The sequence below is a fragment of the Thalassovita mangrovi genome (assembly GCF_009857745.1).
In the GTDB taxonomy this organism is placed as follows: Bacteria; Pseudomonadota; Alphaproteobacteria; order Rhodobacterales; family Rhodobacteraceae; genus Thalassobius; species Thalassobius mangrovi.
In genome coordinates, this window is record NZ_WWEN01000002.1 from 41,128 (window position 1) to 62,008 (window position 20,881).

22 protein-coding genes are annotated in these 20,881 nt (G+C 63.4%); 4 read left to right on the forward strand and 18 right to left on the reverse strand.

Annotated features, from left to right (window positions below):
* Position 1 precedes the first annotated feature (1 nt).
* Genes GR167_RS01960 through GR167_RS01980 form a run of 5 tightly spaced genes read right to left on the reverse strand, consistent with a single transcriptional unit; the run spans position 2 to position 6,566 of the window.
* Positions 2-1,552: an indolepyruvate oxidoreductase subunit beta family protein gene (locus tag GR167_RS01960; RefSeq protein WP_160971772.1), complete on the reverse strand. Its 1,551-nt coding sequence runs from the start codon at positions 1,550-1,552 to the stop codon at positions 2-4.
* 11 nt (positions 1,553-1,563) lie between these two features.
* Complete coding sequence (locus GR167_RS01965) at positions 1,564-3,708, reverse strand: thiamine pyrophosphate-dependent enzyme (protein WP_160971773.1); 2,145 nt, start codon at positions 3,706-3,708, stop codon at positions 1,564-1,566.
* A 51-nt stretch (positions 3,709-3,759) separates the two neighbouring features.
* Positions 3,760-4,206 carry a MarR family winged helix-turn-helix transcriptional regulator gene (locus GR167_RS01970; protein ID WP_160971774.1) on the reverse strand — a complete coding sequence of 149 codons (447 nt, stop codon included), beginning with the start codon at positions 4,204-4,206 and terminating at the stop codon, positions 3,760-3,762.
* Positions 4,203-5,765, reverse strand: a complete 1,563-nt coding sequence (locus tag GR167_RS01975; RefSeq protein ID WP_160971775.1) for a phytoene desaturase family protein — start codon at positions 5,763-5,765, stop codon at positions 4,203-4,205. The genes GR167_RS01970 and GR167_RS01975 overlap by 4 nt, the downstream gene beginning before the upstream one ends.
* A gap of 12 nt (positions 5,766-5,777) precedes the next feature.
* A complete protein-coding gene (locus tag GR167_RS01980) occupies positions 5,778-6,566 on the reverse strand; it encodes a cyclase family protein (RefSeq protein WP_160971776.1) in 789 nt (262 codons plus the stop codon).
* A 350-nt stretch (positions 6,567-6,916) separates the two neighbouring features.
* On the opposite strand from GR167_RS01980, the gene GR167_RS01985 reads away from it, so the two are divergent.
* Genes GR167_RS01985 through GR167_RS01995 form a run of 3 tightly spaced genes read left to right on the forward strand, consistent with a single transcriptional unit; the run spans position 6,917 to position 9,050 of the window.
* Positions 6,917-7,342, forward strand: coding sequence for a cupin domain-containing protein (locus GR167_RS01985; RefSeq protein WP_160971777.1), 426 nt, complete (start codon positions 6,917-6,919; stop codon positions 7,340-7,342).
* Between the two features lie 59 nt (positions 7,343-7,401).
* Positions 7,402-8,244 carry a fumarylacetoacetate hydrolase family protein gene (locus GR167_RS01990; RefSeq protein ID WP_160971778.1) on the forward strand — a complete coding sequence of 281 codons (843 nt, stop codon included), beginning with the start codon at positions 7,402-7,404 and terminating at the stop codon, positions 8,242-8,244.
* On the forward strand, positions 8,241-9,050 hold the full coding sequence (locus tag GR167_RS01995) for an SDR family NAD(P)-dependent oxidoreductase (protein ID WP_160971779.1): 810 nt from the start codon (positions 8,241-8,243) through the stop codon (positions 9,048-9,050). Before GR167_RS01990 ends, GR167_RS01995 begins: the two co-directional genes overlap by 4 nt.
* A 72-nt stretch (positions 9,051-9,122) precedes the next feature.
* Here GR167_RS01995 and GR167_RS02000 read toward each other — a convergent pair whose 3' ends face one another.
* The 6 genes from GR167_RS02000 to GR167_RS02025 all read right to left on the reverse strand — a co-directional run bounded on the left by GR167_RS02000 (position 9,123) and on the right by GR167_RS02025 (position 13,972).
* Positions 9,123-9,587 carry a MarR family winged helix-turn-helix transcriptional regulator gene (locus GR167_RS02000; protein ID WP_160971780.1) on the reverse strand — a complete coding sequence of 155 codons (465 nt, stop codon included), beginning with the start codon at positions 9,585-9,587 and terminating at the stop codon, positions 9,123-9,125.
* A gap of 139 nt (positions 9,588-9,726) precedes the next feature.
* Positions 9,727-10,104 carry a hotdog domain-containing protein gene (locus GR167_RS02005; RefSeq protein ID WP_160971781.1) on the reverse strand — a complete coding sequence of 126 codons (378 nt, stop codon included), beginning with the start codon at positions 10,102-10,104 and terminating at the stop codon, positions 9,727-9,729.
* On the reverse strand, positions 10,097-10,510 hold the full coding sequence (locus GR167_RS02010) for a RidA family protein (protein WP_160971782.1): 414 nt from the start codon (positions 10,508-10,510) through the stop codon (positions 10,097-10,099). Before GR167_RS02010 ends, GR167_RS02005 begins: the two co-directional genes overlap by 8 nt.
* On the reverse strand, positions 10,507-10,950 hold the full coding sequence (locus GR167_RS02015) for an acyl-CoA thioesterase (protein WP_370741227.1): 444 nt from the start codon (positions 10,948-10,950) through the stop codon (positions 10,507-10,509). Before GR167_RS02015 ends, GR167_RS02010 begins: the two co-directional genes overlap by 4 nt.
* Positions 10,947-11,690 (reverse strand): SDR family NAD(P)-dependent oxidoreductase, encoded by a 744-nt coding sequence (locus tag GR167_RS02020; RefSeq protein WP_160971783.1) that lies wholly within the window; start codon positions 11,688-11,690, stop codon positions 10,947-10,949. Before GR167_RS02020 ends, GR167_RS02015 begins: the two co-directional genes overlap by 4 nt.
* Complete coding sequence (locus tag GR167_RS02025; protein ID WP_160971784.1) at positions 11,687-13,972, reverse strand: bifunctional salicylyl-CoA 5-hydroxylase/oxidoreductase; 2,286 nt, start codon at positions 13,970-13,972, stop codon at positions 11,687-11,689. The genes GR167_RS02020 and GR167_RS02025 overlap by 4 nt, the downstream gene beginning before the upstream one ends.
* 333 nt (positions 13,973-14,305) lie before the next feature.
* On the opposite strand from GR167_RS02025, the gene GR167_RS02030 reads away from it, so the two are divergent.
* Positions 14,306-14,725 (forward strand): acyl-CoA thioesterase, encoded by a 420-nt coding sequence (locus GR167_RS02030; protein WP_160971785.1) that lies wholly within the window; start codon positions 14,306-14,308, stop codon positions 14,723-14,725.
* Positions 14,726-14,833: 108 nt separating this feature from the next.
* Here the strand turns inward: GR167_RS02030 and GR167_RS02035 are convergent, their stop codons facing one another.
* From GR167_RS02035 to murI, 7 genes are all read right to left on the reverse strand, one after another.
* Positions 14,834-15,607, reverse strand: coding sequence for an enoyl-CoA hydratase-related protein (locus GR167_RS02035; protein WP_370741228.1), 774 nt, complete (start codon positions 15,605-15,607; stop codon positions 14,834-14,836).
* Between the two features lie 67 nt (positions 15,608-15,674).
* Positions 15,675-16,127: a cytochrome c-type biogenesis protein gene (locus GR167_RS02040; RefSeq protein WP_160971786.1), complete on the reverse strand. Its 453-nt coding sequence runs from the start codon at positions 16,125-16,127 to the stop codon at positions 15,675-15,677.
* The gene (locus GR167_RS02045) at positions 16,124-18,088 is read right to left on the reverse strand and encodes a heme lyase CcmF/NrfE family subunit (RefSeq protein WP_160971787.1); all 1,965 of its coding nucleotides are present in this window, start codon (positions 18,086-18,088) and stop codon (positions 16,124-16,126) included. Before GR167_RS02045 ends, GR167_RS02040 begins: the two co-directional genes overlap by 4 nt.
* A gap of 133 nt (positions 18,089-18,221) precedes the next feature.
* Positions 18,222-18,779, reverse strand: coding sequence for a holin family protein (locus tag GR167_RS02050; RefSeq protein ID WP_160971788.1), 558 nt, complete (start codon positions 18,777-18,779; stop codon positions 18,222-18,224).
* Positions 18,770-19,381: a holin-associated N-acetylmuramidase gene (locus GR167_RS02055; RefSeq protein ID WP_160971789.1), complete on the reverse strand. Its 612-nt coding sequence runs from the start codon at positions 19,379-19,381 to the stop codon at positions 18,770-18,772. Before GR167_RS02055 ends, GR167_RS02050 begins: the two co-directional genes overlap by 10 nt.
* Positions 19,382-19,460: 79 nt before the next feature.
* Positions 19,461-19,904, reverse strand: coding sequence for a cytochrome c maturation protein CcmE (ccmE, locus tag GR167_RS02060; protein ID WP_160971790.1), 444 nt, complete (start codon positions 19,902-19,904; stop codon positions 19,461-19,463).
* Between the two features lie 153 nt (positions 19,905-20,057).
* Positions 20,058-20,870: a glutamate racemase gene (gene murI / locus GR167_RS02065; RefSeq protein ID WP_160971791.1), complete on the reverse strand. Its 813-nt coding sequence runs from the start codon at positions 20,868-20,870 to the stop codon at positions 20,058-20,060.
* Between the last annotated feature and the right edge of the window lie 11 nt (positions 20,871-20,881).

Genomic DNA, 20,881 nt, shown 5'->3' on the forward strand with positions numbered 1-20,881 from the left:
CTTACCCCGCGAAGCTTCTGACGGTCGCCAGCGCGCCGTCCAATTTTTCACCCTCGACATCGTCGAGTGCGGCGGTGCGCAACCGGCGCATCCAGTCGGCGGCGTCTTCGCGCCCCTTGAGCATATCGAGCGCACCCATCACCCGGGCGAATTTCGACAGCCCGCGCACATGGGTATCCGAATAGCCCTTGATCAGCCGGTAATTGGCCAGCAGTTCCCCGGCCAGCGCCCGGTCGGTTTTCGCGACCTCAAGCACCTTGGCGAACCAGGCATCGACATGGGCCATTTCGCTTTCGTGGCGCAGCAACCGGCGGCGCATCGGGCGCAGCGACGACACGGTCCACAGCATCAGGAAGCCGCGCAGGCTGTCGGTGCGGATGCGGCGGCCCTTGTCGAAACGCTTGGCATACCAGGCTTCCAGCCCCTTGCGGTTCTGCAGCCATTTGCCGATCCGTTTCGGCAGCGTCGTGGTAAATTCCTCGAACCGCGGGTGGAAATATTCTGTCAGCATCAGAATCTGGTCGTCCTTGACCACGACCTCATCCTTGACCCGTTCCATCCGGCTGGCGCGGGTCTTGATATCGGCGACCCGCAGGATGTCGTCATAGCACAGCGCGCGGGCGATGTATTTCGCCGCCTCGACGCTCATTTCGAAGGGCGCGGCATCAAGTTCGACCACCTTGTCGAGCATGTCGAGATATTGCGCGCCGTAATCGATATCCTGGTAATCCACGACCTTTTTCAGGCCCAGCCCGGCCATCTCCTGTACCTCGACCGGCAAGGCGCCCAGACGGGTTTCCAGCGCCGCCCATTTACGTTTCAGCTTTGCGGGCACGTGCAGGACGGGGATCGGCTTGACCGGTTCGGCTTCGGCCTCGGGCGCGGGTTTCAGGCCGCTGGCGATATCATAGGCCTCACCGAAGGAGCGCAGCGACGCTTCGACACCGCGGCCCGATTTGCGGATCACCTCTTCGTAGCTTTCGCGTGGGAACGGCAGCGCGCCCGACCCGGCCAAAGACCCCAGCAGCGAGGACGAAATCACCGACCCGGCCTGTTTCGCCACGGTTTCCATGTCGAAGGCCACGACATGATCGGCGGCGATGCCCATCGCCTCGATCACCTCGGCCCCGTTGGCGCGGCCGTCGCCGGGGATGATCTTTTCCGACACGGCGGGAATCCGGTGGGTCGAGGCGATCAGCGTCGTGCGCCCCGGGGTCACGAAACCGCGCATGATCGCCCGGCCGCCTTCCATCAGTTCCGACGCCATCAGGATGTCGACGTCGCCGATGGCGGGCGAAAGGGCAAACACCGGCTGGCGGCCGGTATCGCGGCACATTTCGATGTAATAGATCGTGGCGCCGGTGCGCTGCGCCACCCCGGCGACGGAGGTGGATTGCGCGTTATAGCCGTTCGCCTCGGCCACATCGACGATCCAGTTGGTCAGGACGCCCCCGCCCTGCCCGCCCACGGCAAGCGCGGCGAGCGTGATGACCTTTTCGCCGTCGGGACCAGGGGAACGGCGCGCGATGACAGGTTTTGCTTGCATATTCATGTCTTTGATCCTCAGGCGAAGGCCACGCGCTTGGCGTCGCGGCGCGATTGCAGCCAGGAAATGATTTTGCGGGCGCGCGTGGCGCGGCGTTTTTCGGTTGCCGACGGGTTGGTGACGATCTCGGCCTGATAGAAGGACGGGCACAGGACGGCGGCATCGGCCACCTCACCGCAGTTGCCGCAGCCAACGCAGGTCTGGTCGATGGCGGCGACCGGATCGTCGCGCAGCGGATCGCCGGTATCCTTGACCGACAGCGACGGGCAGCCCGACAGGCGCATGCAGGCGTGATCGCCGGTGCAGACGTCTTCGTCGACGCCAAACCGGGGACGCACGACGCGCTGGCCTTCCTTCGCGGCCTTGGCCAGCTGCGGTTTCACCCGGCGCTGCTTGTTCAGCATGCATTCGGACGACGCGACGATGACCTTGGGGCCTTCTTCCTCGGTGGTCAGCGCTTCCTTCAGCGTGTCGCGCATCTTGGTCACGTCATAGGTGCGGTCGATCTGGCGCACCCATTTGACGCCCATGCCCTTGACCGCATCGACGATGGAATTCTGCGTCTGCTTGGTCTTGTTCACCGCGCGCGACGACAGGATGTCCTGACCGCCGGTCGCCGAGGAATAGAAGTTGTCGACGATGATGATCACGTTGTCCGACTTGTTGAACACCGCGTTGCCGATCGAGCTGGTCAGGCCGTTATGCCAGAACCCGCCATCGCCCACGAAGGAGATCGAGCGGCGGCCCTTCTTGTCCTCGTTATGGAAGGCGGCGGCCGAGGCCGGGCCAAGCCCGTAGCCCATGGTTGTCGCGCCCAGATCGAAGGGCGGCATGATCGAAAACAGGTGACAGCCGATATCCGACGAAATGTGGTGCGGGCCCAGTTCTTCCTCGACCAGCTTGGTAGCAGCGAAGATCGGGCGTTCCGGGCAGCCGGTGCAGAACCCCGGCGGCCGCGCCGGCAGGGTCTTCGACAGGTCCGGGATCGCGACGGGTTCTTCGTTGGTGGCGGTTTTCTGAACCGGCAGCATCGCGGGGGCATGTTCGGCCAGGAAGGCGCCGATCCCGTCGACCATCACCTGGCCGGTATATTCGCCGCCCATCGGCAGCATGCCCTTGCCTTCGAGCCTGACGGTCTTGCCCGCCTTGTAGAGCATATGCGCGATCTGCTGTTCGATGTAGTTGGGCTGACCTTCCTCGACGATCAGCACCGCGTCCTTGCCTTCGCAGAATTCCATGATCTGGCTGTCGACCAGCGGATAGACGCAGTTCAGCACCAGCATGTCCAGATCGGTATCGCCATAAAGATCGGCGATGCCCAGCCGGTTCAGCGCCCGGATCACGGTGTTGTAGGTGCCGCCCTGCAGGATCACGCCGACCTTGCCCGACGCATTACCGAAGCGTTCGTTGATCCCTTTTTCGAGGATGTAATTCTGCGCCGCCGGCAGGCGCTTGGTCAGCTTTTCTTCCTCGTGCAGATAGGTCGCCGGGGGCAGCACGATCCGGTCCAGTTTCCGCTTGGGATTTTCCAAGGCGTCGGACACGGTCATTTCGGGGCGCTTGTTGTCCCTGGCGGTGAAATGGCCATGGACGTGGCAGGACCGGATACCGACCTGCAGCATCACCGGCGTGTTCGACACTTCGGACAGCTCGAACCCGTCGCCCACCGCCTTGACGATCGAGGGCAGGTTCGGCCGCGGGTCCAGCATCCAGACCTGCGATTTCATTGCGAACGCATAGGTGCGTTCCTGCATGATCGACGACCCTTCGCCGTAATCTTCGCCGACGATGATCAGCGCGCCGCCCGTCACCCCGCCCGAAGCCAGGTTCGACAAAGCGTCCGAGGCCACGTTGGTGCCGACGACGGATTTGTAGGTCACCGCGCCCCGGATCGGGTAATGAACCGAGGCCGCCAGCATCGCCGTGGCGGTCGCCTCAGACGCCGAGGCTTCGAAATGCACGCCCAGTTCGCCGAGGATTTCCTGCGCATCGGCAAGCACGTCCATCAGGTGCGAAATCGGCGATCCCTGGTAACCGCCGACATAGCCGACGCCGTTTTCCAAAAGGGCCTTGGTGATGCCGAGAATGCCCTCACCGGTGAAGGTCTCGCCTTCCCCCTGCTTGAGTTTCTGGACTTCCTTGGCGAAGGATCTTTCGGCCATGGGTGGTCTCCTAGTTCTTGTGCAGTGCCCGCCGTTGCAGCGGCGGTGCTTTTAAAAATCGTGCTGGCGGATATCGTGGAAAATCCGCAGCAGCAGGTCGTTGAAGGTGGCGCGTTCGTCTTCGTTCAGCGCGGCCAGCATCGTGTCGCGCATGGTCAGCATCGCGGGCCAGGCGGCGTCATAGGCGGCGCGGCCCGCCTCGGTCAGGCTGATCCGGCGGAAGCGGCTGTCGCCGTCCTGCGCCTCGCGCAGGATCAGCCCGGCCTTTTCCATCGTGTCGAGCGCCCGCGACAGGGTGGATTGCTTGATCACCGTGAGAACCGACAATTCGTTGATCGTGCAGGGGCCGCTTTCATGCAGCACCGCAAGCGCGCGCATCTGGGCGACGGAAATCCCGGCCTCTTTCAGCGCCGCTTCCACGCCCTTGTTGTAACGCGCCATGATGCGGTTCATCAGGTAGGGCGTGAAGGCCTCCAGATCGTCGTGCCGGTCGGTCATGCGCCCAGCTCCTTCGCGGTCAGGAAGCCCGATCCGCCCGACAGGCCCGGCCCCGGATGGGTCGAGGCACCGATATGATACAGCCCCTTGATGCAGGTATCGTGGCGGTTGGTGTCGGCGAAGGGACGCCACAGGAAGAACTGTTCCAGCGAACAGGCCCCGCCATAGGGATCGCCGCCGACAAGGTTCATGTTGTAGCCTTCCAGCTCCGCCGGGGAAATCGCGCGGCGGGTCACGACGCTTTCCTTGAACCCGTCGATATGGGCGGCAAGGATGGCTTCGATCCGGTTGGCATAGGCTTCGCGCAGGGCTTCGGTCCATTGGCCGTCCGCGGGCACCTCGATTTCGCCCTTGGCGTCGCCTTTGACCACGCGCGGGGCTTCGGGCATCTGCAGCCACAGCACCGACTGGCCTTCGGGCGCGCGCGACGGGTCGGCGGCGGTGGGTTGGCCGACACAGATCGTCGGCACCTCGGGCAGCATGCCGCGCTCGGCCTCGTTGCCCGCCTTGGACACACCGTCGAGACCGGGGGTGATATGCAGCAGCTGCACATCCTCCAGCCCGTCGGTTTTCCATTTCACCGGCCCGTTCAGCAGGTAGTGAAGCTGGAAATTGCCCTTGCCATAGCGGTATTTGCGCAGGTCGTCCTTGCGTTCGGGCGCGGGCGCCAACTGGCCGTAAAGCTGGTTCGGCGTGACCGAGGCCAGCACCTTGCCTGCCTTCACCTCTTCGCCGCCCGACAGCTTCAGCCCCGTGGCGCGACCGCCGGAAATCATGATCTCGGACACTTCCGCATTGGTGCGGATGGTGCCGCCGTTTTCTTCGATGATGGCGATCAGCCCGCGCACCATGTTGGCAGTGCCCCCCTTGACCACCGGGGCGCCCGCGACTTCCAAAGCGAAGCCGATCACCTGCCCCATCTGGCCGGAAAACGACGCCTCGGGGCCAAGCCCCGCATGCAGGCACCACGGCGCCCAAAGCGCCCGGTTCAGGTCGCTTTCAAAAGACGTCTCAAGCCAGCCGCGCATCGATTGCAGCGCCCCGCCCATGGTCATGGCCAGCCCGCGCGGTTTGCGCTTCCACGCTTCCTTGCCCAGCAGCTTGGCGGTGGATTTCGACCACGGATCGCCGCCCATCAGCCCGAACAGCAGATCGGCATCGGCCGCGAAGCCATCGAGGTCCGCCGCCAGCTGCCCGCCATCGCCCGGGTGCCCGGCATCGAAAGCGGCGACATTGGCGGCGCGATCCATCTTGTAAGTCAGCGCGCGGCCATCGGGCAGCAGCACGCCGGTGGGTGTGCCGGTGGCGCAGAACTCGACCCCGTGCCGGGCCAGGTCGGCGCCGAGGGCAGCATGCGCCGCGCCGGTCACCCAGAGAACGAAAGTGGTGGCGAGGGGATCGTAAGTGACCCCCTCGGCCAGGGTTTCAGAGCGCATGCAGCCACCTGCAACCGCTTCGCGTTCGAACAGCGCGACCCGTTTCCCGGATTTGGCAAGCATAGCGCCTGCGGTCAGGGCGTTGATGCCGCTGCCGACGATGGCGATTTCAGGGGCTGACATGGACCGGTTTCCTTACTCGGAAACCAGCGCCAGCGCGCGGATCGGCGACCCGGTGCCGTTTTCGATCTTCAGCGGCGCGGTGACCAGGATCGCCCCTTTCGCCGGCAGCTTGTCGAGGTTGGTCAGCGAGGCCAAGCCATAACGGTTGTGCTTGTGCAGCAGGTTATGCGCCGGGAACGGCGGTTCGAACCCGCCGGCCGCACCGGCGTCGGTACCGATGCATTGGGTACCCCAGCCAAGCGCCTTCTTGTCCATCAGGTACTGGATGCATTCGGCATCCGGGCCGGGGGTGTGCGGGCCGTTTTCATCGGCGTTGAGGAACTTGTCCTCGTCGTCGTTATACTGATCCCAATCGGTGCGCATCAGCACCCATTCACCTTCCTTGATCTCGCCATGTTCCTTTTCCCAAGCGATCACGGCGTCCTTGGTCAGCAGGAAATCGGAATTGGCGGCGGCTTCCTTCGAACAGTCGATGACATTGGCCGGGGCGACGAAATTCTGCGGATTGATCGTGTCGACGGCGCCGTCGGGGTAATCCTTGCCGGTGATCCAGTGATGCGGCGCATCATAGTGGGTGCCGGAATGTTCGCCGAGCTTGAGCCAGTTCCACGCCCAGAACGGCCCGCGGTCGCCATATTCGGAAATCTTGTGAATCTCGATCGGCGGCGTGTCGTCGGCCAGCTCCGGCGGCAGCTTCAGCAGCGGGGTCTTCGGGCCCAGAACGGCGGTGCAGTCGATCACCTTGACCGAGCCATCCAGCAGGCTGGTCGCAAGTTGGGCGAGGGTTTCCTGAGAAGTCATATGTGTCTCCCTGAAGAGGTTGCTGTGTGTTCGCTTATTTTTAATATATGCAAATGCATGTTTCTTTTTTCTTCAAGAACAAAATTAAATTTCTGTCATTTTTCTTTCTGGCGCCTGTTACGGAACCCGCGACTTTTCACTATCCGATCAAAAAGAAGGCGTTGTTTTGTGCAGTTTTTGGGAATTCCCGGCAACGTTGCTCCATATGAGTGAAATCATATCCGACAATCAATCTATGCGAGAAATAGCCGAATCGCCCACATATTGCTTGAGGTTTAAAATATTTGATGGCAAGCTCCCGCCGTACCCGGTTTCCAACCGACATTCATTCCACCAGGGAGGCATTCCACATGACCGACAAAGTCGTTCCCGTCATCACCCGCGCAGGCGAACTTGACGAAACCACGCTGCAATCCGGCGAGTGCGTACGCAAATCGGGCGTCAGCCCGCAGCACACCCCGGCCACCAAGATCTGGTTCGGCCGCGTCACCAACGAACCCGGCCACCGCTCGCCGCCGCACCACCACGAGGAATGCGAAACCGGCGGTTACGTGCTCAAGGGTCACGGCCGGATCTATTTCGGCGACGACTACAAGGAATATGTCGACATGTATGAGGGCGATTTCGTCTTCGTCCCGCCCTACATGCCGCATGTCGAAGTCAACATGAGCACCACCGAGGAACTGGTCTGGCTGACCTGCCGCACCCCGGACAACCTGGTGACCAACCTCGAAGACGTGCCCGACGAAGCGCTCGAAGGCTATCGCCGCGCCTGATCCCCGATCCCCCTGCCCCCGCCGCAACCGCCGCGGGGGCGGTTTTGAAAGGACGTTTCATGAAACTTCTCCGCTATGGGCCGAAAGGCGCCGAACGCCCGGCCGTACTGGATAGTGACGGCAACATGCGCGACCTGTCCGGGGTCGTCGCCGATATCGACGGCGAAACGCTTGCCCCCGACAGCCTGGCGAAACTCGCCGCGCTCGACACAGGCTCGTTGCCGCTGGTCGAAGGCACGCCGCGGATCGGCTCCGCCATCGCGAGGCCCGGTAAATTCCTCTGCGTCGGGTTGAACTACGCCGATCACGCCCGCGAAACCGGCAAGCAGCCGCCCGAAGAACCGGTGCTGTTCGGCAAGGCCGCCAACGCCATTAGCGGCCCGAACGACGACGTCGAAATCCCCCGCGGGTCGGAAAAGACCGATTGGGAAGTCGAGCTTGGCATCGTCATCGGCAGCCGCGCCAAGTACGTGTCGGAAGCAGACGCGCTGGATCACGTGGCGGGCTATGCCCTGGTCAACGACGTGTCCGAACGCAGCTTCCAATCCGAACGCGGCGGCCAGTGGATCAAGGGCAAGAGCCACGACACATTCGGCCCCGTCGGCCCGTGGCTGGTGACCAAGGACGAAATCGCCGACGTGCAGAATATCGACCTTTGGCTCGACGTGGACGGCGAACGGCGCCAGACCGGCAACACAAGCACGATGATCTTCGGCGTGGCGCATCTGGTGCATTACATTTCGCAATTCATGACGCTCGAACCCGGCGACATCATCGCCACCGGCACACCGCCGGGCGTGGGTCTGGGGATGAAACCGCCGGTCTTCCTGAAAGCCGGACAGGTGGTCACCCTCGGCGCCGCCGGTCTGGGCGAACAACGACAAGTGATGGTGACGGCATGAGCATCGATTTCAACAAGGTGAAAAACGCCCTGACCGACCTGACGGGCAAGACCGCGATCGTCACCGGGGCCGCGCGCGGCCAGGGCGCGATCGAGGCCGAGCTGCTGGCCACCGCCGGGGCCTCGGTTCTGCTGTGCGACGTGCTTGCCGAGGACGGCATCGCACTGGCCAAGCGGCTGACCATCGAGGGCAAGAATGTCCGCTTCCTCACGCTCGACGTGACCTCCGAAGCCGGTTGGCTCGAGGCGCTGGCGATGGTGCGGGACTGGACCGGGCGGCTTGATATCCTGGTGAACAACGCCGGCATCATCAACCGCAAGATCATCCGCGACATGTCGGTCGACGAATGGAAAAAGGTGCTGGAGGTCAACGCGACCGGTGCCTTTATCGGCATCAAGCTGGCCGCCCCGATGATGGCGGAAACCGGCGGCGGCAGCATCGTCAACATTTCCTCCAACAGCGCCTTTTCCGGTCACTACGACCCGGCCTACACGTCGTCGAAATGGGCGCTGCGCGGGCTGACCCGTACGGCGGCGATGGAATTCGCCGATGACAAGATCCGAGTCAACGCGATCTGCCCCGGGCTGATCGTCACCGACCTGAACCGGAATTCGCCGCATCTGGGCCCGATGATCGACATGACCCCGGCACAGCGCGCGGGCGAGGCCGACGAGGTGGCGCAGCTGGTGCTGTTCCTGGCCTCGGACGGGTCCAGCTTCATCACCGGCGAAGACTTCGTGATCGACGGCGGTTTCACCGCCGGCGCCGGCTATCGCCGGGTGGCGAAGGACACCGGGCTGTTGTGATCCCTGCCCCGCACAAGACAAAGAAAAGCCCGCCGATTGGCGGGCTTTTTCATTTCAGGATGCAGGCCTGCGTCAGCTTTTCTGCCGGATATCCAGCATGATCGAAATGCCGCGCGCCGCGTCCGCTTCGGACACGTCCTCGAACATCTCGTCGATCCAGCGCATGTGTTCGGCCGCCATTTCATCCATCAGCTTGCGCCCCTTGTCGGTGATCCGCACCAGGAAGGCGCGCCGGTCCGTGGGCATGTTCTCCCGCTCGGCCAGACCTTCGGTGACCAGACGGTCCACCACCCCGGTCACATTGCCGTTCGACACGACGAGGTGCTGCGACAGCTCGCTCATCTTCATGCCCTCTTGCTTGGCATGCAGCGCGGCCAACACGTCGAAGCGCGGCAGCGTGGTGTCGTAGCCCGACCGCAACCGTTCGCGCAGCGTGCCTTCCACATAGCGGACCGCCTTGAGCATCTGCAGCCACAGGCGCAGACGCTGGCGCGCAAGCGCCTCGTCTTCGATGTCGTGTTTAATTTCCGTCGTCATATGTGCTTCCGCGTCGTTCAAGAATTGATTTACTTTACATATAAATATAAGCGCGTCACTTCTCAACTCTGCATATTTGAACAAAAAAGCGCACGCCCGACCCGAAAGCCCGACGCGCGCCTGTTCAATACCGAAGATTTCACAGAAGTTTTCGCGGCTTCCCGTCGTCGTCCACCGCCACCAGAAGCACGTCCGCGCTCAGAATCCGGCGGCATTCCGTATCGGGTTCAGCCCAAGCAGAAAGCGACAGGTTAAAAGAACTCGACCCGCGCCGGCTCAGATCCGCATGCATCGCGAATTCCTCGCCCGGGTGCAGGGGGGCATGGAAGCCCAGTTCCTTGATCGCCACGATCAGGGCATCGCCACCCGAAATCTTGCGCCCCGCCAGACCGGCGGCGTAATCGAGCTGGGTCAGCATCCAGCCGCCCAGCACCGCGCCGCGCGGCGTGGCCTGATCATAGGGCGCGACGGTCAGCAGGACCGGGGCGCTGTCGGGGCGCTGAACAGCCTCAGTCATGGGGAATGACGGCGGTGGCTTCGATTTCGACCTTGGCCTCGTCTTCCATCAGCGCCACGACCTGCACCACGGCCATCGCCGGGAAATGCCGCCCGATCACGTCGCGATAGGCCGCGCCGAAGCCGCGCAGGTTGTCGAGGTATTCGCGCTTGTCGGTGATGTACCAGGTCAGGCGCACCAGGTGTTCGGGCTTGGCGCCCGCCTTATCCAGCACGGCAACGATGTTTTCGAGGGTCTGGCGGAACTGGCCGACCATGTCCTCGTGTTCCCATTTCTGATCGGCGTTCCAGCCGACCAGCCCGCCGGTATAGACCGTGCGCCCTTCGGCCAGAACACCGTTGGCATAGCCTTTTGCGGGAACCCAGCCGTCGGGCTGCAGGAACATGTGGGGGCTGACAACGGTCATAGCGCCTCTTTCTTTGTGTCTTGAGAAGTCATGTAACGGGACATCCGGTCGCGCACGGCGTCGGGCCAAGGCGCGGAAGCCCCTTCGTGAGTGTTTGCGTAGACCACCGTGGAGATGCAGTCGAAACGGGTTTCCCCGCCGCTGGCACAGGTGATCTCGAAGGTGGCCGACGACCGGCCAAGCCGTTCGATTGACAGCGAAAAATCGAGCCAATCGCCAAGCCGTGACGGTTTGCGAAAGCGCACCTCGATATTGCCGGTGGGTGTGCCCATGCCACCATCCAGCGCGCCCATGTCGATCCAGCTGAAATTCACACCGTCGGCAAAGAACCGTTCGACCAGCGCCGAGATCATTTCGAAATAGCGCGGATAAAACACCATCCCCGCCGGATCGCAGTGATTGAACTCGACCTGCCGCCTTATGGTGAAAGCCTCGTTCACGTTTCACCGCCCGAAATGGAAATGCTTTGCCCGGTGATCATGTCCGATCCGTCGCGGCACAGCCAAAGCACGGCGCGCGCGACGTCTTCGGGCGGCACCAGCCGGTGCATCGGGTTGGTGGCCTCCAGCGAGGCGCGGGCCTCTTGCGGGCTGCGACCGGTCTTCTCGACGATATTGGCGATCGAGCGTTCGGTCATTTCGGTGTCGAGGAATCCCGGGCAGATCGCGTTGGCGGTGATCCCCTTGCGCGCCAGTTCCAGCGCCACGGATTTCACCATGCCGACAACCCCGTGTTTCGCCGCCGCGTAAGGCGCGACATAGGGATAGCCCTTGATCCCGGCGGTCGACGCGATGGCGATCAGGCGGCCCCAAGGCTTGCCCTGCATCGCCTTGACGCCTTCGCGCAGGGTCAGGAAGGTGCCGATCAGGTTCACCGTCATCATCCGTTCGAACGCCGCCAGCTCCGTTTTCACGAAGGGCGCGCTTTCCGACGCGCCGGCATTGGCCACGACGATATCGGGGGCCGCCGCCGCGATGGCGGCGGAAATCGCCGCTTCGTCGGTGATGTCGGCGACCACGGCCGTGATATTGGCGTGCCCACCTGCCACCGCTTCAAGCGGCGCCAAACGGCGACCGCAGATCGTGACCTCGGCGCCCGCTTCGGCCAGTTGGGTGGCGATGACGGCCCCGACCCCGGAACCGCCCCCCGTCACGAAGGCTTTCTTGCCCGCCAGCGTCATGACGCCATCGCCTTGGCGCGTTCGGCCAGCGTGTTGGCCTGACGGCGGCCGCCTTCGTACGGTGCGGGCCATGCCTGTTCGGTGTCGCCCAGATCGACCGCCGCGTGCAACGTCCAATAAGGATCGGCCAGGTGCGGACGGGCCAGCAGCACCAGATCGGCGCGCCCCGCCATCAGGATCGAATTGACGTGGTCGGGTTCATAGATATTGCCCGCGACCAGCGTCGGCAGGTCAAGCTCGTTACGCACGCGGTCGGCGAAAGGCACCTGGAACATGCGGCCATAGACCGGCTTTTCGGCCTTGTCGGTCTGTCCCGAGGAGGTGTTGATCGCATCCGCGCCCGCCGCCTTGAACATGGCCGAGATCTGCACCGCCTCTTCCGGAGTCACGCCTTCGTCGCCCATCCAGTCATGCGCCGAGATACGGACCGTCATCGGCTTTTCCTCGGGCCACTCGGCGCGCATCGCGTGGAAGATTTCCAGCGGGAAACGCATCCGGTTTTCAAGGCTGCCGCCATATTCGTCGTCGCGCGTGTTGGTCACCGGCGAGATGAACGACGCCAGCAGGTACCCGTGGGCGGCGTGCATTTCGATCATGTCGAACCCGGCCGCCTTGGCGGATTTCACCGCGTCGATGAACTGTTCCTTGACCATGTCCATATCGGTCCGGGTCATCGCCTTGGGCACCACGTTGCCCTCCATCAGCGGGATCGCCGAGGCCGACAGCAGCGGCCAGTTTTCACCCTCGGGCAGCGGCATGTCGATGCCATCCCAGGCCAGGCGGGTCGAACCCTTGCGGCCGGCATGGCCGATCTGGGCGCAGATTTTCGCAGGCGTTTCGGCATGGACGAAATCGACCAGACGCGCCCATGCGGGCACCTGTTCTTCGCCGATGCAGGGGCAACCGGGGGTGATCCGGCCTTCGTGCGACACACACAGCATTTCGGTGAACACCAACCCTGCCCCGCCCTTGGCGCGCTCGGCGTAATGCACGAAGTGCCAGTCGTTCGGCATCCCGTCCTTGGCCTTATATTGCGCCATCGGCGACACCACGACGCGGTTCACCAGTTCCATGTCGCGCAGCTTGAACGGCGCGAACATCGGACGGCGGGTGGAATTGCTGCCCGCCTGTTTCTGGAACCAGCTTTCCGCCGAGGCCAGCCATTCGGGATCGCGCAGGCGCAGGTTTTCGTGGCTGATCCGCTGCGACCGGGTCAGCAGCGCATAGTTGAACTGCATCATGTCCAGGTCGAGATAACGCTCGACCTCTTCGAACCAGGTGGTGGAATTGCGCGCGGCCGAGGTGACGCGGATCACCTGCAGCTTGCGTTCGTCCTGATAGCTTTGCAGCGCCTCCTGGACCGGCTTGCCCGAGCTCAGCTCATCGGCCAGCATGATCGCGCTTTCCATCCCGAGCTTCGATCCCGACCCGATGGAAAAATGCGCCGTGGCCGAGGCATCGCCGAGCAGCACCACATTGTCGAAATACCAGTTTTCACAGGTGACGCGCGGGAACTGGATCCAAGCCGACCCGCGGATGTGGTTGGCGTTGGTCATCAGCGCGTGACCGCCCAGATGCTTGGCGAAGATCTTTTCGCACAGCGCGATGCTTTCCTGCTGGTTCAGCGTGTCGAAGCCGAAAGCCTTGAACACCTCGGGGCCGCATTCGACGATGAAGGTCGCGGTGTCGTCATCGAACTGATAGGCATGCGCCCAGATCCAGCCATGTTCGGTTTTCTCGAAGATGAAGGTGAAGGCGTCGTCGAATTTCTGATGCGTGCCGAGCCAGACGAAGTGGTTCTTGCGCATGTCGATTTCGGGCTGGAATTCATCAGCATAGATCGCGCGGGTCTTGGAGTTCAGACCGTCGGCCGCCACCAGCAGGTCGTTGGACGCTTTCAGCGACGCGATCTTTTCCTCCGACATGTCGGATTCGAATTCCAGCTTCACACCCAGTTCGCGGGCGCGTTCCTGCAACAGCAGCAGCATCTTCTTGCGCCCGATACCGCAGAAGCCGTGGCCGCTCGAGGTCATCGCCTCGTCGCCGCGGACGGTTTTGACGTCGTCCCAATAGGCGAAGTTATCGCGGATCATCTTTTCCGAAACCGGGTCGTTGTATTCGAAATTCGACATGGTTTCGTCGGACAGCACCACGCCCCAGCCGAAGGTGTCGTCGGCGCGGTTGCGCTCGTAGACGGTGATGTCGTGGGATGCGTCCCGAAGCTTCATCGAGATGGCGAAGTAAAGTCCGGACGGTCCGCCGCCGAGAATCGCAATTTTCATGGTCTCACCCTTTGCTGGTCCGGCGGAAACTGCGCTCCGCCCCATCATTTATTTTAGACATGAAGTTAAATCGGGATTCCCGCCCTGTCAACGCCGATTGCTTTAAACTGCGTGGATTTCTTAAATTCCTGAATTTCAGGGAAAACTACAGAAATGCACTTAGACTTTGCGAGATTTCCGAAAATAATACGAAAGTTCATGCCCCCGACGATCTGCCCACTCCGGTCGAAACCGGCGTAAGGCCACTATCATTTGACTTCCGCAATACCTTTAAGCATAAACTATATGCAACAGATCAACCTCTCCGATCGGAGCCAACAAAAAGGACCGGACATGCCTTTCACGATATCCAAGCCGATGCGGTTCGGCGATTGCGACCTCACCGGGATCGCCTATCACCCCGCCTATCTTTCCATGCTCGTCGACGTGAACGAGGCGATGTTCGCCTCGTTCGGGGTGCCGTGGAAGGAACTGATGTTCGAACGCCACCTAGGCCTGCCCAGCGTCAAGATGAACATCGAATTCAAGAAACCCGCCGTCTATGGCGACACGCTGGAATTCAACGTGCATGTGCGCAAGATCGGCCGGGCGTCGCTTGATCTCTACACCGTGGTGACCGTCGACGGCGAAGTGATCTGGACCATCGAACAGCTCATCGTGATGACCTCGACCAAGGATCACAAATCGCATCCCTGGCCGGATGACTGCCGCGCGGGACTGGAACGTTACCTGCATCCGGAACTGGCCGCGTAAGCCCGTCCGCATATCTAGAAAAACGCACGGCTTCCCATCGTATGATGGGAAGCCGTGTTTCATTTCACCGCCCCGCTTCGACTGCGCGGAACCTGACCGGATGCGCCCTCAGCGCCCCTCGAATTGCGGCTTGCGCTTTTCGGTGAAGGCCAGAACGCCTTCCTTGAAATCGCGGCTCTGACCGCAGGCGCCCTGTTTGCGGCCCTCGACATCCAGCTGCTGTTCCAGCGTGTTGTCCCAGCTGCCGCGGATCGCTTCCTTGACATGGGCGTATGCCATCGTCGGACCCGCCGCCAGATGCGCGGCGCGGGATTTCCACACCGCTTCGAATTCGGCGTCCGGCACCGCTTCCCAGATCATGCCCCAGTCGTCGGCCTGGCGCGCGCTGATCTTGTCTGCGAACAGCGCCGCGCCCATCGCCTTGGCCATGCCCATGTTGCGGGTCATCCAATAGGTGCCGCCGGCGTCGGGGATCAACCCGATCCGGGTGAAGGCCTGCATGAAATAGGCGCTCTCCGACGCGATCACCACGTCGGCGGCCAGCGCCAGGTTGGCCCCTGCCCCCGCCGCCGGGCCGTTCACGGCGCAGATGGTCGGGATCGGGCAATCGTAGATCGCTTTCAGCATCGGCGCGTATTCGTCGCGCAGGGTGCGTTCCAGGTCCAGGTTGGCGGCGTTGGCCCGGTCGCTCAGGTCCTGGCCGGAACAGAACGCCCGGCCCGCGCCGGTGATCACCAGCACCCGCGCCGATTTGGCGGCTTCCCGGGCGGCATCGGCGATCTCGGCCCGCATCCGGGTGTTGAGCGCATTCATCTTGTCGGCGCGGTTCAGGGTCAGAACCGCGATATCGTTCTCGATGGCAAGGGTGATGGTTTCGTACACTGGGGTCGCCTCCTCTGTTGGCCGGAATATAACCGACCGCGCGGTAGGCTAAAACCCCAACCCGGCGTCAGTCGTCCATAATTTCGGCCAGCCGCGCCTTTTCCTCGTCGCTCAACGCCTCGACCTTCTGTTCCGGCGCGGAGCCGCGGCGGCGCAGATAGACCAGCCCAAGCCCCAACCCGGCGATCAGCATGATCGGCCCGGCCGCCCAAAGCATCCAGTTGGCGCCGCGCGCGGTGGGGTTCAGCAACACGTATTCGCCGTAGCGGTCGACGATATAGGCCACCGCCTCTTCGTTGCTGTCGCCCGCCACCAGCCGTTCACGCACCAGCAGGCGCAGGTCGCGGGCCAGTTCGGCGTTGGAATCGTCGATGTTTTCGTTGCGGCAGACCAGGCAGCGCAGGTTCTTGGAAATCTCCCGCGCGCGCGCTTCCAACGCCGGATCGTCGAGGATTTCATCGGGCTGCACCGCCCAGACCGGGGCGGCGACAAGGATCAGGGCAAGGATCAGGCGTTTCATTCGGCGGGCACCCCGATCGCGGCGGTTCTCTTGCGCGCGCCGGCGGCGACGCGGTAACGCCGGTCGGACAGGCTCAGCATCCCGCCGATCGCCATCAGGATCGATCCGCCCCAGATCCAGTTCGCCAGCGGCTTGTAATAGCTGCGTACGGCCCAGCCGCCATCGGTCTGCGGATCGCCGATCACCACGTAGATGTCGCGCAGGAACCCGTTGTCGATCGCCGCCTCGGTGGTCGGCATCTTGGCCACCGGATAGGTGCGCTTTTCCGGATGCAGGGTGGAAATCGCCTTGCCGTCCTTCGACAGGCTGAACGTGCCCATGGTCGAGAAATAGTTCGGCCCCTGCACCCGTTCGACCTTGTCCAACACCAGGGTGTAGCCCGCGATGTCGAACGGTTCGCCGGTCTGCGCCACCAGGATGTCTTCCTGTTCCCAGGCCATCAGCCCGGAAATCCCCAGCATGGTCACGCCAAGCCCGGCATGGGCCACCGATTTCCCCCAATCGGCGCGCGGCAGCCGCATCAGCCGCTTGAAGCCGGCACTGCCGGTACGGGTCCACAGGTCAACCGCCGATCCGAAGACCAGCCAGGAGCCGAGGAACATCCCCACCGGCCCCAGCAGCGACCGGCCCGACTGCACCGCCCAGGCCAGCCCGCCGATCGCCAGCGCCAGCACGAAGACCGGCAGCAGCTTCTTGAAGGTCCGGCTGAGCGAGGCCCGTTTCCACGGCAGCATCGCGCCCACCGGCAGCACCAGCCCCAGCACCACCATGAAGGGGGTGAAGGCCATGTTGAAGAACGGTGCGCCGACCGACAGTTTACGGGCGAAGGCGATTTCGGCCACCAGCGGCCAGATCGTGCCGATGAAGACGACGAAGGCGGCGACCGCCAGCAGGATATTGTTCAGCACCAGCCCGCTTTCGCGGCTGACCATGCCGAAGATGCCCTTGGCCTCCATCGCGCTGGCCCGCGCGGCATACAGCATCAGCGCGCCGCCCATGAAGAAGGCGAGGATGAACAGGATGAATACGCCGCGTTCGGGATCGTTGGCGAAGGCGTGCACCGAGGTGATCACGCCCGAGCGCACGATGAACGTGCCGATCAGCGAAAAGCCGAAGGCCATGATCGCCAGCAGGATGGTCCAGCTTTTCAGGCTTTCGCGCTTTTCCACCACGATGGCCGAATGCAACAGGGCGGCGGCGATCAGCCAGGGCATGAAGGAGGCGTTTTCGACCGGGTCCCAGAACCAGAACCCGCCCCAGCCCAGTTCGTAATAAGCCCACCAGGACCCCAGCCCGATGCCGATGGTCAGGAAAACCCAGGCCGCCAGCGTCCAGGGCCGCACCCAACGGGCCCAGGCGGCATCGACACGGCCCTCGATCAGCGCCGCGACGGCGAAGGAGAACGCCATCGAAAGCCCGACATAGCCCAGATACAGGAACGGCGGGTGGAAGGCCAAACCGGGGTCCTGCAGCAGCGGATTGAGGTCCTTGCCGTCAAACGGCGGCACCGCCAGGCGCAGGAACGGGTTCGAGGTGAACAGGATGAAGGCGAAGAAGGCCACCGAAATCGCCGATTGCACCGCCAGCACCCGCGCCTTCAGCGTCGGCGGCAGCGCCCCGCCGAACCAGGCTGCGGTGGCGCCGAACAGGGTCAGGATCAGCACCCAAAGCAGCATCGATCCTTCGTGGTTGCCCCAGACGCCGGACACTTTGTACAGCATCGGCTTCATCGAATGGGAATTCTCCACCACCAGTTTCAGCGAGAAATCCGAGGTGACGAAGGCATAGGTCAGCGCCGCGAAGGAAAAGGCGGTCAGCAGGAACTGCGCATTGGCCGCCGGTTCGGCCACGGCCATCCAGCCGGGCCAGCGTTTATGCGCGCCGATCAAGGGAACCACCGCCTGCACGCAGGCGACGAGGAAAGCGAGGACGAGGGCGAAGTGGCCGAGTTCTGTAATCATGGCCCGGTTATAGAGCTTTGAATATGATGGGCCAATGGGATTCGCACCGCCCCGCCGATCACATTGTCGCGGGGTCGGTTGACAGGGGCGAAATCCGGCGCGGATTTCGCGGCGTTTTTCGTGTCAAGAAACGCTAGCGCGCCTCGCGCCAGTCCTCCAGCGCGGGATTGCGTTCCGGGGTGATCGCCTCCAGCGCCAGCGCCGCGTCGTGGCCGGTATCGGCCGCCGGTTCCATCCGCTCAAGCGTCCTGCCCGCCTGCCCCTGCGGCGCCCGGGCCAGGGTTTCGGACAGGCGCGCCTGGAATTCCTGCCCCTTGGCCTGATGCCGCGCGCCGAAATAGAACGACACGATCGCCCCCAGCAGCCACCACAGAGGTTCGGGCACCAACGCCAGCCCCTGCATCCGCGCCGCGAACCATTCCGGGTCGGCCATCGCCGCCGCGAACAGCCCCAACGTGCCAAGCGCCAGCCCCGGCCGCGGCAGCCGGTTCACCGCATCCATCAGCCGGTCGAAGCGGCCGCGCTGCGGCAGTTGGAACTCCGCCCCGAACTGGCGCAGCGCGGCACCGCGCGCCTGCGCCGCGCGCACCGCCCGGGCCTCGGCATTTTCGCGAAACAGCTCCACCGTCCGGCGCAATTCCTGTTGCCCCGGACCGAACAGCACCTCGAACAGGCTTGCCATCAATCCCATTTCGCCACCCTCGCGCTAAACTCCGCGTCGCTCAGCCGGTAGCGCGGCGCGATGAAGTCCTCGGCCCGTTTGATCCAGCCGCCCTTGCCGCCCGCCCGGGTGCGGGCGTATTTGCGGCTGGCCGGGCGGGCATCGGCCAGCCGGAAGTAATAATTGCGCCGCGCGATGCCATAGGCATCGGCAAGGTGATCCGACGCCGCCATCGCTGCCGCCTGCGCCGCGCCCGCCGTTTGCGGCCCGATCACCCCGTCGACCGCGATGTCGTGGCCCATCTGGCGCAGCAGCCGCTGCAGGATTTTCACCGCATTGGCGCCCGCGTTCACATACATGTCGAAGACGGAGGGCTGCAAAACCTCGGGCAAGCGGTCGATCCCCGGTTTCCGGAAATAATCGGTCAGGAAAATCTCAACCGCCCGGTCCCGCCCGAGCGCCCGCACATCCGCCGCATCCACGTCGCCGTCACCATCCAGGTCCAGCCTCAGGCGGCGCATCGTGTGAAGGGTGACGCCGTGATTGGTCGCCCCACCCGGATCGGCGGGATCGTCCACGAACCCGCCTTCGCGCGCCACGATCGTTCGCGCGATCTGCCTGACATCCAACATGAAAAACCCCAGCTCTGTCCGTTGCCGGATCAGGCTGGGGCGAATGGGTTAAGCGCCGGCAAACGGCCCGCGCTCAGGATCAGCTGTTGGGGTCCTGGTAGACGCCCTGTTCCTTCAGCGCGTCCATGACTTCCTTGGGCATATAGCTTTCGTCATGTTTGGCAAGAATTTCAGAGGCTTCGAAGACACCGTTCACATATTTCCCGGTGCCGATCATGCCTTGGTTTTCCGCGAACAGGTCGGGCAGGATACCGGTGAAGACCACCGGCACGGTGGCGCCGCCATCGGTGACGCTGAAGCTGACCGTTTCGCCTTCGCCGCGCTTCAGGGTGCCTTCTTCGACCAGCCCGCCGATGCGGAAGGTTTCCGACGGGCCCGGCGGTTCTGCCATGACCTGGCTCGGCGAGCGGAAGAAATTGATCCCGTCGCGCATCGCATAGCCGATCAGCCCGGTCGACAGCGCCAGCGCGAACACGGCCACCACGATCACCTGAATACGACGCTTTTTCTTCAAGCCCTTCATGCGCTTGCTCCTCACCCCTTGGTCTTCGGACCGGCCTTTGAAACCGCCCCCGGTTCCCCAATCATACATGCAGTAGTTAGCATTGATAAGCCTCAGCGCAAGTCCCCCGGACTGCTACCTTTTGTCAGCAATGCCGGTCCCGGCCGATTCCCCTCAGGCGGCCTGGAAGGTGATCTTGCGGCGCAGGAACTGCGTGGCCCGGTCCGACACCTTGCGCGGATCGCCGGTGGTCAGGAACATCGATTCCGTGCCCGAACCAATCATGGATGGATGACGTTCGAGGTAATCTGCCAGGCTTTCCGCCACCAGGTTGGCCTGCGAATAGACCTTCACATCGGCCCCCAGGGCATCCTGGAACACGTCCTGCATCAGCGGGTAATGGGTGCAGCCCAGGATCGCGGCCTCGGGATGGGGCATCTTGCGCTTCAGCGCGTCGACATGGCTGCGCACCAGCGCCTCGGCCAGGATCAGGTCGCCCTCTTCGATCGCGTCGACCACGCCGCCGCAGGCCTGCGCCTCGACATCCACGCCGATGGCGCGGAAGGCCAGTTCGCGCTGGAACGCGCGGCTGGCGACGGTGGCGGGGGTGGCGAACAGCGCCACGTGTTTCACCTCGACCTCGCGCGGCGGGCTGTTGTCACCCCAGCTGCGTTCGGTCAGCGCTTCGATCAGCGGCACGAAGACACCCAGAACCCGCTTGTTGGGCGGGATCCAGCTTTCCTGCATCCGGCGCAGGGCGGCGGCGCTTGCGGTGTTACAGGCCAGGATCACCAGGTCGCAGCCCGCATCCCACATCCGTTGCACCGCCGCGGTGGTCAGGTTGTATACGTCATCCGCGTCGCGCACCCCGTAAGGCGCGTTGGCGTTGTCCCCGAAATAGACGATCGGCACGTCGGGCAGCCGCTTGACCACCGCGTCCAGTACCGTCAATCCACCCAGACCACTGTCGAAAATGCCTACTGCCATCTGTCTGCCAC